This window comes from Halobacillus litoralis, assembly GCF_009856355.1.
GTDB classification, from domain to species: Bacteria; Bacillota; Bacilli; order Bacillales; family Halobacillaceae; genus Halobacillus; species Halobacillus litoralis_B.
This window is the reverse complement of record NZ_WMEW01000012.1, coordinates 1-11,809: the sequence shown is the minus strand read 5'-3', so window position 1 is coordinate 11,809 and position 11,809 is coordinate 1. Positions and strand designations below refer to the sequence as shown.

The following is an 11,809-nucleotide window of genomic DNA, read 5'->3' as shown; positions in this document are numbered from 1 at the left end:
AAAAGGAGGGGCTATTATGGCCGTAGAAATGGATAAAGCGGCAGTCAGGGAACTGATTGCCCGACGAGCTGAAAGGGAAATTGAAAGCGGTTACTATGTGAACCTTGGAATCGGAATGCCGACGATGGTCGCCAACTACATCGATTCTGATAAGGAAGTCGTCCTGCAGTCGGAAAACGGACTGCTCGGCATCGGACGCTCTCCGTATGAAGAGGAAGTCGATCCGGATTTGATCAACGCCGGAAAGGAAACCGTCACCGCCTCCATCGGCGCCGCCTACTGTGACAGTGCCGAATCGTTCGCGATGATCCGCGGTGAGCACCTCGACCTTGCGATTTTAGGCGGGATGGAAGTCGCAGAAAACGGCGATCTCGCCAACTGGATGATCCCTGGAAAAATGATCAAAGGCATGGGCGGGGCGATGGATATCGTCCACGGCTCCAAAAAAGTCGTCATCATCATGGACCACGTGAACAAGCACGGAGATCCGAAGATCCTGAAGGCATGCCGTCTGCCGCTCACAGGAAAAGGCGTCGTCGACCGCATCATCACCGAGCGTGCCGTCATGGACGTAACAGAGGAAGGCCTGAAGCTGATCGAAATCGCTGAAGGCTGGACGGTAGACGAAATCAAGGCATCGACAGAAGCGGATCTGATTGTCAGCGACGAGCTGATGACAATCCAGTCCAACACGTGAGGAGGAACACCGGATGGTAGAAAATAAAGTCGTCTTCATTACAGGCGCGGCCAGCGGCATTGGCTATGAAATCGGCACCGAGTTTGCCAAGAACGGCGCCAAGGTCGTCTTGAGCGATATAAACGAGGAAAAAGTGAAGGAAGCCGAAAAGCAGCTGTCTTCAGAAGGGTATGACGTCACTGGTCTCGTCTGCGATGTGACGAAGGAAAAGGATATCCAGGACGCCATTGATGCAACCGTGGACAAGTACGGCCGTCTCGACGTGCTCGTCAACAACGCCGGCCTCCAGCACGTTTCGTCCATCGAGGAGTTTCCGACAGAGAAGTTCGAGCTGATTACGAAGATCATGCTCGTGGCCCCGTTCATGGCGACAAAGCATGTATTCCCGATTATGAAAAAGCAGGGCTTCGGCCGCATCCTCAACATGGCCTCCATCAACGGCCTGATCGGATTCGCCGGCAAGTCCGCCTACAACAGCGCCAAGCACGGCGTCATCGGTCTCACGAAAGTGACCGCTCTGGAAGGCGCGGAGGACGGCATTACCGTCAACGCTATCTGCCCGGGCTATGTCGATACACCGCTCGTCCGCAACCAGCTTGAGGATCTCGCCAGCAACCGCGGCGTCTCGCTCGATAAGGCACTCGAAGAAGTCATCTATCCGCTCGTGCCGCAGAAGCGTCTCCTGGAAGTACAGGAAATCGCCGACTATGCGCTGTTTTTAGCCAGTGACAAAGCGAAAGGCATTACCGGTCAGGCAGCTGTCATCGACGGCGGCTATACGACCCAGTAACCGAAAGGGGTATTTCAATGAAATCCGTATATATCGTAGAAGGAGCGCGCACGCCGTTCGGTACATTCGGAGGCGCCCTCAAAGACGTGGAACCGACGGACCTCGGCATCACCGCTGGAAAAGAAGCACTGAAGCGGAGCGGCATCGATGCCGGCAGCATCGACTTCTCCGTCATCGGCAACGTCATTCATTCATCTCAAAACGCACCGTACATGGCGCGCCACATCGCGCTGAAAACAGGTATCCCGATGGAAAGCCCGGCCCTTGCCGTCAACCGCCTCTGCGGTTCGGGCATGCAGTCCGTCGTATCCGCAGCCCAGTCCATTCTCCTCGGGGAAGGGGAAACCGCGCTTGCCGGCGGTGTCGACAGCATGAGTCTCGCCCCGTACGCCCTGCGCGGCAGCCGTTTTGGTACGAAGCTCGGCACACCGAAGGTCGATGATATGCTCTGGTCCGCGCTTACGGATGAGTACATCGGTGCGGGCATGGGCATGACAGGGGAAAATCTGGCGGAGCGTTATGAAATCTCACGCGAAGCCCAGGATGAATATGCGACCCGCAGTCACCAGCGTGCCGCCGAAGCCCGGCGCTCCGGCCGTTTTGCTGAGGAAATCGCTCCGGTGGAAGTGAAGGGACGCAAAGGCACGACTGTCGTCGATCAGGACGAGCACATCCGGGAAGACACGAATTCAGAAAAACTGGCCAAGCTGAAGCCCGCCTTCAAAAAAGACGGCAGTGTCACAGGCGGAAACGCGAGCGGCATCAATGACGGCGCTGGAGCGGTTGTTCTGGCCAGTGAAAACTACGTCCAGGACCACAGCTTAAGCCCTGTGGCAAGAATCGTCTCCTGGTCCGTGGCCGGTGTGGATCCGCACTACATGGGCATCGGTCCTGCGCCTGCGATCCGTCAGGCGCTTGAAAAAGCGGAGCTCTCCCTTGAGGATATGGATCTTATCGAAGTGAACGAAGCCTTTGCCGCGCAGTATCTGGCGGTGGAAAAAGAGCTCGGGCTCGACCGTGAAAAAGTGAACGTCAACGGCGGCGCCATCGCGCTCGGCCACCCGGTCGGCGCCAGCGGGACCCGCGTGTTGTATACGATGATCAAGGAATTGAAGCGCCGCGGCGGACGCTATGGAGTCGCTTCACTCTGCATCGGAGGCGGACAGGGGATTGCCATGGTCGTCGAATCCGTCTAAAATCTTAATGTAAAAATCATTTAGGGGGAAACACCAATGTTCGGGATATTACTCGGCCTCATCGTCCTGATGGCGCTCGCCTACCTCGGCTGGTCGATCATCTGGGTCGCACCGATCGCTGCCGGCGTCGTCGCCGTCACCGGCGGCCTCGACCTGCTCGATGCTTATAAAGATACGTACATGGGCGGCTTTGTCGCCTTTGCGAAATCATGGTTCCCGGTCTTCATGCTCGGGGCGATCTTCGGAAAGCTGATGGAGGACACCGGCATGGCCCGCTCGGTCGCCGTCGCATTCACAAAAGTGATCGGCACCAAGCGCGCCATCCTCGGCGTACTCGTCTCCGCCGCCGTCTTAACGTACGGCGGGGTGAGCTTGTTCGTCGTCGTCTTCGCGGTCTATCCGCTCGCCTTATCGCTGTTCCGGGAAGCCAACATCAGCCGGAAGCTCATACCAGCGACCGTCGGGCTCGGCGCCTTCACCTTCACGATGACGGCCCTGCCTGGTACACCGCAGATCCAAAACCTCATTCCAATGGAATACTTCGGTACAACCGCATCCGCGGCCCCGGTCATGGGGATCGTCGCCGCCATCATCATGGCGGTCGGAGGCTATTTGTACCTGCGCTTTAGAGAAAAACAGCTGCGCGACAGAGGCGACATCTTCGTCGAACCGGAGGATAAAAGTTCACTCGGTGACGTGGAGCGCGAGCCGCACTTCATCCTGTCGATTCTGCCACTGCTGACCGTGTTACTGACACTCAACTTGCTGCAATGGGACGTTGTCACCGCATTAATCGCAGGAATTCTTTTAATTATGCTGTTGAACATCACCTTGTTCAAAAAGTTCGTCACATCCATCAACAAAGGGGCGAGCGGATCGGTCATCGCCATCATCAATACCAGTGCCGCCGTCGGCTTCGGGACCGTCGTCCGCGAAGTGCCCGGCTTTGAGAAGCTCACGCAGATCCTCGTCGGCATCAAAGGCAACCCGCTCATCTCCGAAGCGGTCGCCGTCAACGTCCTCGCCGGCGCCACAGGCTCCGCCTCCGGCGGCCTCGGCATCGCCCTTGAAGCCCTCGGCTCCAAGTACTATCAGATCGCCCAGGACACCGGCATCAGCGCTGAAGCGTTCCACCGCGTCGCTTCCCTGTCCTCCGGAGGTCTCGACGTGCTGCCGCACAACGGAGCGGTGCTCACGCTGTTTGCGATCACCGGCATGACCCACAAGGACAGCTACCGCGATATCTTCGTCGTCGCGCTTCTGATCCCGGTTATTTCCGTTGCGGTCGTCATTCTGTTGAATACGATTGGCATTCTATAAAAAGAGAGAAAGATTTGTAATGATGATGGTTACGGTCACGTTCCGCTTATCGGTGGCTGCTTGCCGCGGGCACGACCTCAGCTGACTTGGGCAGAAAAACCATCTGCCCAAGTGGATCTTCGGTCCGTGCTGTTCCCGCAGGCGTCACCACCGAACGCTGCTCGTGACCTTAACTTAAAAGGGAGTAAACACTCTCGAAAGCTTGCATGAACACCACAGGATACCTGTGGTGTTTTTCTATTCCTGGAATTGTCATGGTAAACTAAAGGAAACAGAACGTACGGGAGGAACCACCATGAAACTAACCATTGTCACCGTAGGAAAATTGAAAGAAAAATATTTGAAGCAGGGGATGGCTGAATATGTGAAGCGACTCGGCCCCTACGCTAAAGTCGAGGTCGTTGAAGTGCCCGACGAAAAAGCTCCGGAAAATCTGAGTGAAGCGCAGATGCTTGAGGTGAAGCAGAAGGAAGGCGAACGCATCCTGAGCAAGATTTCCCAGGATACGTACGTTATTACGCTTGAAATCGAAGGGAAGCAGCTGACGTCTGAGAAACTGGCGAAAAAGATGGACGAGCTTGCGACTTACGGAAAGAGTAAAGTCGCGTTTGTGATTGGAGGATCCCTCGGGTTGAGTGATGAGGTACTGGAGAGAAGTGATTTCGGGCTGTCATTTTCGAATATGACGTTCCCGCACCAATTGATGCGGTTGATGTTGGTGGAGCAGGTGTACCGGGCGTTTAAGATTAATCGGAATGAACCGTACCATAAGTGATTAGGAATAGAAAAAATAGGAGGAAGCCATTATGAAAATCACCCCTACTACTTTAACTATTAATCAATTATTAGGTAGCAGTAATGAACAATTTATTATTCCAGCTTACCAACGCAGGTATTCATGGGGAGAAAAACAATGGGCTGATTTATTTAATGACATTAAGTTATTAAACCAAGAAGATTCACACTTGTTAGGAAACATTTTGTGTCTAACTTCAAACTATTCTGTAGGGATTAATGAGCTTGAATTAGTGGATGGACAACAGAGGGCAACAACACTGACCATAATAATCAAGGCATTAGCGGACATGTTTAAAAATTTTGGCATTGATGAAGTACATAACGAATTGGAAGTATTACTCACATGTAAAGGTATAGATCGTAAGCAAAAGCGCAAACTTATTTTAGGTGATTTAGATGATATAGATTACATGAGATTTTTAAATAATGACGAATTAGATAAAGTAGAGAATGAGAATCTTGTTGAAGCCTATAAATTTTTTCTTAATGAATTTAGTTCTTTTAGCGTTGAAAACCTGTATGAATATGTACATAAACTTAGAAGTAATACTTATGTCATTCGTTTAGATGTAGCGAATGCTAAAGATGCATACAAATTATTTGAAACTATAAATAATCGTGGCCTTAGACTAAGTTCGACGGATATTATAAAAAATTTTCTATTGGGGCATGCTTCATTAATCAATGAGAAGACCCTTGAAAAAGTTAAAAGTTATTGGACAGAAATTATTATTAATTTAGATGGAACAAAGACTGATGACTTCTTTAGACACTATCTTTCATACGCTACCCAAAAAAGAATTACAAAATCAACGATTATTAGTGAATTTAAAAACTATTATTTTAATTCAGTTATAGAAGCGGAGAGTCTGAATGAATATAGTGAGTATAGTGGATTAGAGGAATCGACAGATGAAGATGTTGTTCATGAGAATATAAATTTTGAAGGACAAAAGGATATTGATCAATCAACCGTTAACAAAGTTTCTATTACTGAATTTGCAAAAAGACTAAAAGACTCTTCAACTATTTATAAAATGATTAGAAATGGTTCATTTGAAGTTAAAGACTATAATAAACATCTAATTAACCTTAAAAGAATCAAATCATTTCCAAGCTATATTTTTTTAATAGACTTGTTTCAAAGGAATATAGAAAAGAATGATAGAATTAAAATTCTTAAGCTAATCGAGACATTTATGTTAAGAAGACATATATGTGAGTATAGAACAGGAGAATTGGATACCATATTCTCTAATTTAGTTAATTTAAAAGATATACAAATCGTAAATGAAGTTAAAAGTAGACTTTTTAGATATTTACCTGGAGATAATGAGTTTGAAGAAAAGTTTGCTAGGCATAGTTTCCGTAATAATGAAGGCCGAGCTAAGTATGTCCTTGAGCAGCTTGAGTATAACTTGATAAATGATCAAGGAGAGTATGAGTTAACATCAGGTATTGACCTTCATTTAGAACATATAATTCCTCAAAAAATAACTACTAAAAAGTCTAAAAAGGATTTTGGGGACTGGGAAGGTTATTTGGGGGGGAATTCCAGCGGAGAACATAGAGAATATGTAAATAGAATTGGTAATTTGACACTCTTAGCCCGATCACTAAACATTAGTGCATCAAATAATCCATTTCAAAGTAAGGTTAAGGAATATAAAAAGTCCAATATTGCATTGACACAAGAAGTTTCAAAGTTTGATGATTTTAAATTCGAAGATGTTATTAATCGCTCAAAGATACTTGCTAATAGTGCTTTAGAGTTGTGGAATTTTAATTAAAAGAATAATTTCTTACTCTTGGTACAATTTAGAGGAACCCTTTCTCTGAGATGGCATCTCTGCAATGAGGTAGCATTTAAATGCCATGTTAGTGATGACCTTGTTCATTTTAAAATTCTCTAGTTAGATTATTATTAAAAAGTGGACAAATAGAGGTTTATATAAATGTCGTGGGCATTAGGTCGATGCTTCAACATTTTCATCAAAAGGTATTCTTAGTCTTTTGTTGAAATAGTTACTATTACCAATAATAAACCAGATAACGATGCCACATTATATTATTTGGAACCAACTATTCAGCTTTCAAACTTACATATTTGGAGGGGAGATTATGGGAGAAATAACTAAAAGCGGGAACTTTGAAATTATATTAGGGAAAGCATTGCAAATTCCTGGTGTGAAAGTTTATCGAGATGAATTCTTAACAAACACCTTTGCTGACCGTAAGAGTCCTAAACAGTTAGTAGATATAATTAAAAACGGCCCATATAATGCAGGGATTGAAAGAAAAGAGATTGATAATCTTGCTAGTTCAATCGTATCTAAAAGAACTTTGACTAGTACTAGTTTATCCTTTGGAGCAGGATTACCTGGAGGAATTGCTATGGCAGGAGCGATTCCTGCAGATATTATCCAGTTCTTTGGTATTGCGCTGAGGTTGTCCCAGGAATTAGCTTACTTATATGGTCATCAAGATCTTTGGCTGGAAGATCATCTTGATACTGAAAAAGCTAGGAGTAACTTAATCCTATATCTTGGGGTCATGTTTGGTGTAGGTGGGTCTACTTCAGCTATCAAATTAGTTGCCTCAGGAATGTCAAAGCAAGTTTTGAAAAGGCTGCCACAAAAAGCGCTTACTAAAACAATTTACTATCCAGTTATAAAGAAAATATCAGGGTATATCGGTGTAAAAATCACTAAGGATTCTTTTGCAAAAGGAGTTTCTAAAGCAATCCCAGTTGTAGGTGGAGTAGTATCCGGCACGGTAACTTATTTTACAATGAGACCAATGGGGAAAAGGCTAGCATCTACTTTATCTGAAGCTCTTATTCTTACAGAGGATGATATTGAAAATGAATTTAATGAATTAGAGAAAGAATTTCCTGATATCATTGATGTTGATTCTGAAGTGATAGAAAGTGAAGATGGTGAGGAGGACGAAGGTGAAGAATATAATAGTAAGTGAGTTTCTGATACCTTTCTTTCTTCATTACCTATTTGAGTATCAATATGTGAGCATTCTATGTTGGTAATGTAATGGAATACTTACGGAAATCGGCGGTATAGAAAATTAAATTCGAGTAAACAGAATCTCATCAGTTTATACCGAGTTAAGTTCCCCAATGTTCATGGCTGAATTCTCTCACATAAGAATAGGTATAGTTGAAATCGATACTTTAATGATGAGTCAACAACTAAAGAGACTGCCATAAGTGATTTGTCAAGGGTGATTTTGGCCCACCATGAAAATATTTAATATTGATAGAACTATATCTCGAAAGGCTGAAAGGCTGAAAGGCTGGTCTTTGTTAAGGTATAGCTTTTTTTGGTTTTGTTTATGACCTCATGCAAGATTGGTTGAGATGTATCTTAGTATTGAACAACGCTAAGGCGAAAATGGGGATTACTTCCTCTCTTTTACTGTATGTAAAATGATTATACTTTATTTCGTGACGAATTATTTCTTCTACCCCCGCTTCAAACACCGCGATCTTGAAATTGGCAATATCACAAGAGAGCTGAAGTTGCTTGCCCTTGAACTAGATATTCCGATTATTCTATTGTCTCAGCTATCCCGTAATGTGGAGCAGCGTCAGGACAAGCGCCCGCTTCTATCTGACCTTCGTGAATCAGGAAACATCGAACAGGATGCAGATATGATTGCTTTTCTATACAGGGAAGACTACTACAAGTGGCACCAGAACAGTAATAAAATTGAGTTGATTATCGGAAAGCAGCGGAATGGTTCAGTTGGGAAAGTCGATCTTAATTTTGAGAAGGAGTATGGGAAGTTTACAGGGAATGTACCAGAGTTAATACGAAGCTAGTTAAAAAGGATGAGGGAGACCTCGTTCTTTTTCTTTATTCTATTGCTTATATCCTATATTGTTATATATATCCATGTGTGGATGGGTAACATCCATTACATTTTAGAAGGTAGAGATAAAAGTAGATCAATAGGATGGAGGGTTATGATGGAATCAATTATTGAGCAGTTACAGAATTCCTTTCATAAGGGATTCATTGACCGTGAATTCTCAACTTCGACTCGTTTTCGGCCCGAACTTTTAGTGAACAATAAACAGCAACGTAAGGACGTTCTTACGTCATTAGTGGATGAACTTAAAAATTGTCGCTCGTTTATGTTTTCCGTAGCTTTTATTACGGAAAGTGGATTAGCGACTCTGAAATCACACTTATTAGATTTAAAATCAAAAGGTGTGAGAGGCAAAATACTAACCTCTACGTATCAAATGTTTAATAAACCTAAGGTGTTTAAAGAGCTACTAAAGCTCGACAATGTGGAAGTGCGAATTGCTGATGTGGAAGGTTTCCATTCAAAGGGATACATCTTCCAACATGACACTCATGTCTCTCTTATTGTAGGGAGCTCCAATCTCACAACCAATGCTCTTAAAGTTAATTATGAATGGAACATCAAGTTAACCTCTCATGAAAATGGGGAGATCATTCATCACTTTAATGACCAATTCCAAGTCATGTGGGATCAAGCCGATCATCTTTCATTGGCCTGGATCATGGCGTATGAAGAAAGCTATCAGCCTCCTCAGTTCTTCAAGGTTGCTGAAAAAGCAGCGCCATATGAACAAAATAAGCTAGGGGACTCTCTATCCATTCAGCCTAACCAAATGCAGGAGGCTGCATTGGAAGGCATTCAGCAGGTAAGGACGGAGAATGAAGAAAAGGCTCTGATCGTATCTGCTACGGGTACAGGGAAGACGTATTTATCCGCTTTTGACGTCCGTAGAGCTAGACCCAAACGGATGTTGTTCATTGTGCATAGAGAACAAATTCTACATAAAGCGAAAAGTGACTTTCAGAAAGTACTGGGCGGTGAGGATAAAGACTTTGGAATCCTTTCAGGTACCAAGCGTGAAACAGATGCTCGTTATTTATTTGCGACAGTCCAAACGATATCAAAATCAGATGTCATGAGATCTTTTGATCAAGAAGAATTTGATTACATATTAATTGATGAGGTTCATAAAGCGGGCGCACAGTCTTACTTGAAATTGATCGACTACTTTAAGCCCCAATTTCTGCTTGGCATGACAGCTACACCTGAGCGTACAGATGGCTTCAACCTTTTTGAGCTGTTTGATTATAACGTGGCTTATGAAATTCGCCTCCAGGAAGCGCTAGAAGCTGATATGCTAACACACTTTCACTATTTTGGGGTAACCGATCTTTCTATCGAGGGCCATGGGTTTACAGAAAATGAGATGTTTACCTACCTAACAGCAGATGAGCGGGTTGATCATGTTTTGGAGAAGGTAGAATACTATGGCTATTCAGGTGACAGGGTAGCTGGATTGATTTTTTGTAGTACGAAGAAAGAGGCTGAACAGCTTTCACATCTTATGAACCAGCGTGGCTATAACACCGACTTTCTCACAGGCGATCACTCTCAAGAAACAAGGCAAGCAGCTGTTCAAAAGTTAGAAAACGGTGCCTTGGACTACATTTTAACAGTAGATATTTTCAATGAAGGGATCGATATTCCCTGCATCAATCAAGTTGTTATGTTAAGACAAACACAGTCCAGTATTGTCTTCATTCAACAACTTGGACGAGGCCTTAGGAAGCATGATACAAAAGACTTTGTTACTGTCATCGATTTTATTGGGAACTACGAAAACAACTACCTGATCCCCATTGCTTTGTCTGGGGATCATTCGCAAAACAAAGATAATATCCGAAGAAGAGTCATTGATACGAGTTATATTCAAGGAAAATCCACAATCAATTTTGAAGAAGTAGCTAAAGAGAGAATTTACGAGTCCATTCGAACAGCTAACTTAACGCAAATGAAGGTGTTGCGTGATGCTTATAAAGAACTGAAGAATAGGATCGGTCGTATTCCAATGCTAGTAGACTTTCAGAAGCACCACTCTATTGATCCTCTCGTTTTGGTAGATAAAAAAGGGAACTATGTAGAATTTTTGGAGGGAGTCAAAGAAGAAGTGGGCCACCTAACCCATAGGGAAAGACAAATCCTAACCATGCTCTCTCAGGAAGTGTTAAATGGAAAAAGAATCAACGAGCCCTTATTGTTGCGTTTGCTATTAGATCACTCGTCTATCTCCTATCCTGAGTACAAAGAAAAAGTATTGGAGCAAGGCGGACGAGTGGATAAACAAACGCTACACTCTGTGGAGCGAATGTTTAGTCTGGAGTTTTTCAAGATTACCGATCAAAAAAAGTATGGAAACAAGCCTATTATTATCTTTGAAGGGAATCAAATTAGCTGGGAAGAGGAAATCGCCTCATCTTTAAATGAGAATGCTATCTTCCGTACTTTTGTTCACGATATTGTGGACGTTGCCATGACCAAAAGTAAAAGCTATTCTCCAGCACAACCCTTTACTCTTTTTGAAAAATACTCTCGTAAGGATGCTTGTAAGCTTCTGAATTGGGAGAATGATGAAAGCTCAACGGTCTATGGATACAAGCCTAAGTATGGGACATGTCCGATCTTTGTGACTTATCATAAGCCTGAAGAAGTGGAGTCTAGTGTGAACTATGAGGATGGATTCTTAAATCCTGAAGTTCTCACGTGGTATTCCAGAAGTAAACGGACCTTACAATCCAATGAAGTCGTCCAAATCGTTGAAGCGGAGCAAAAAGAGAATGATCTTCACATTTTTGTGAAGAAGGATAACGGGGAAGGTAGTGATTTTTATTACCTTGGGCAAGCGATCCCGGACCAAAACACGGTGGAACAAACCACAATGAATGATGGGGATAAAGAAATTCCTGTAGTTCGCATGAATATGAAACTTGAACATCAAGTGAATCAAAAAATTTATGATTATCTCCATGAGTAATAAAAAATCCCCTTCCGTATGAGTGGCCACTGAAAAACTCCTTTTCCTATCAAGAGAAGTGGTTAAAGGTTGTTGTTGATTCTCACGAATCGCTTGTCGATGGATGCTTGCCGCGGGCACGGCCTCAGCTAACTTGGTCAAGAAGATCA

8 protein-coding genes and 1 pseudogene are annotated in these 11,809 nt (G+C 44.3%); all 9 read left to right on the top strand.

Annotated elements, in window-relative coordinates; genetic code table 11:
• The first annotated feature begins 16 nt into the window (after positions 1–16).
• The 9 genes and pseudogenes from GLV97_RS15510 to GLV97_RS15470 all read left to right on the top strand — a co-directional run bounded on the left by GLV97_RS15510 (position 17) and on the right by GLV97_RS15470 (position 11,660).
• Positions 17–697, top strand: coding sequence for a 3-oxoacid CoA-transferase subunit B (locus tag GLV97_RS15510; RefSeq protein WP_160890057.1), 681 nt, complete (start codon positions 17–19; stop codon positions 695–697).
• A 13-nt stretch (positions 698–710) separates the two neighbouring features.
• A complete protein-coding gene (locus tag GLV97_RS15505; RefSeq protein ID WP_160890056.1) occupies positions 711–1,487 on the top strand; it encodes a 3-hydroxybutyrate dehydrogenase in 777 nt (258 codons plus the stop codon).
• A gap of 17 nt (positions 1,488–1,504) precedes the next feature.
• On the top strand, positions 1,505–2,683 hold the full coding sequence (locus GLV97_RS15500) for a thiolase family protein (protein ID WP_160890055.1): 1,179 nt from the start codon (positions 1,505–1,507) through the stop codon (positions 2,681–2,683).
• Positions 2,684–2,719: 36 nt separating this feature from the next.
• Entirely contained in the window at positions 2,720–4,003 is a 1,284-nt protein-coding gene (locus GLV97_RS15495) for a GntP family permease (protein WP_160837508.1), read from the top strand.
• Positions 4,004–4,298: 295 nt separating this feature from the next.
• The gene (rlmH, locus tag GLV97_RS15490; RefSeq protein ID WP_160890054.1) at positions 4,299–4,778 is read left to right on the top strand and encodes a 23S rRNA (pseudouridine(1915)-N(3))-methyltransferase RlmH; all 480 of its coding nucleotides are present in this window, start codon (positions 4,299–4,301) and stop codon (positions 4,776–4,778) included.
• Between the two features lie 31 nt (positions 4,779–4,809).
• The gene (locus GLV97_RS15485) at positions 4,810–6,591 is read left to right on the top strand and encodes a DUF262 domain-containing protein (protein WP_160890053.1); all 1,782 of its coding nucleotides are present in this window, start codon (positions 4,810–4,812) and stop codon (positions 6,589–6,591) included.
• A gap of 331 nt (positions 6,592–6,922) precedes the next feature.
• Positions 6,923–7,777, top strand: a complete 855-nt coding sequence (locus tag GLV97_RS15480; RefSeq protein WP_160890052.1) for a bacteriochlorophyll 4-vinyl reductase — start codon at positions 6,923–6,925, stop codon at positions 7,775–7,777.
• A 517-nt stretch (positions 7,778–8,294) separates the two neighbouring features.
• Positions 8,295–8,639 (top strand): annotated as a pseudogene (locus GLV97_RS15475) (DnaB-like helicase C-terminal domain-containing protein); the annotation flags it as partial.
• Positions 8,640–8,786: 147 nt separating this feature from the next.
• The gene (locus GLV97_RS15470; protein ID WP_160890051.1) at positions 8,787–11,660 is read left to right on the top strand and encodes a DUF3427 domain-containing protein; all 2,874 of its coding nucleotides are present in this window, start codon (positions 8,787–8,789) and stop codon (positions 11,658–11,660) included.
• The last annotated feature ends 149 nt before the right edge of the window (positions 11,661–11,809 follow it).

What these genes read in the sequence shown, in the direction of transcription:
- GLV97_RS15510 (WP_160890057.1), top strand. Translation starts at nt 17, where the DNA reads ATGGCCGTAGAAATGGATAAAGCGGCAGTCAGGGAACTGATTGCCCGA.
- GLV97_RS15500 (WP_160890055.1), top strand. Translation starts at nt 1,505, where the DNA reads ATGAAATCCGTATATATCGTAGAAGGAGCGCGCACGCCGTTCGGTACA.
- GLV97_RS15470 (WP_160890051.1), top strand. Translation starts at nt 8,787, where the DNA reads ATGGAATCAATTATTGAGCAGTTACAGAATTCCTTTCATAAGGGATTC.
- GLV97_RS15495 (WP_160837508.1), top strand. Translation starts at nt 2,720, where the DNA reads ATGTTCGGGATATTACTCGGCCTCATCGTCCTGATGGCGCTCGCCTAC.
- GLV97_RS15480 (WP_160890052.1), top strand. Translation starts at nt 6,923, where the DNA reads ATGGGAGAAATAACTAAAAGCGGGAACTTTGAAATTATATTAGGGAAA.
- rlmH (WP_160890054.1), top strand. Translation starts at nt 4,299, where the DNA reads ATGAAACTAACCATTGTCACCGTAGGAAAATTGAAAGAAAAATATTTG.
- GLV97_RS15505 (WP_160890056.1), top strand. Translation starts at nt 711, where the DNA reads ATGGTAGAAAATAAAGTCGTCTTCATTACAGGCGCGGCCAGCGGCATT.
- GLV97_RS15485 (WP_160890053.1), top strand. Translation starts at nt 4,810, where the DNA reads ATGAAAATCACCCCTACTACTTTAACTATTAATCAATTATTAGGTAGC.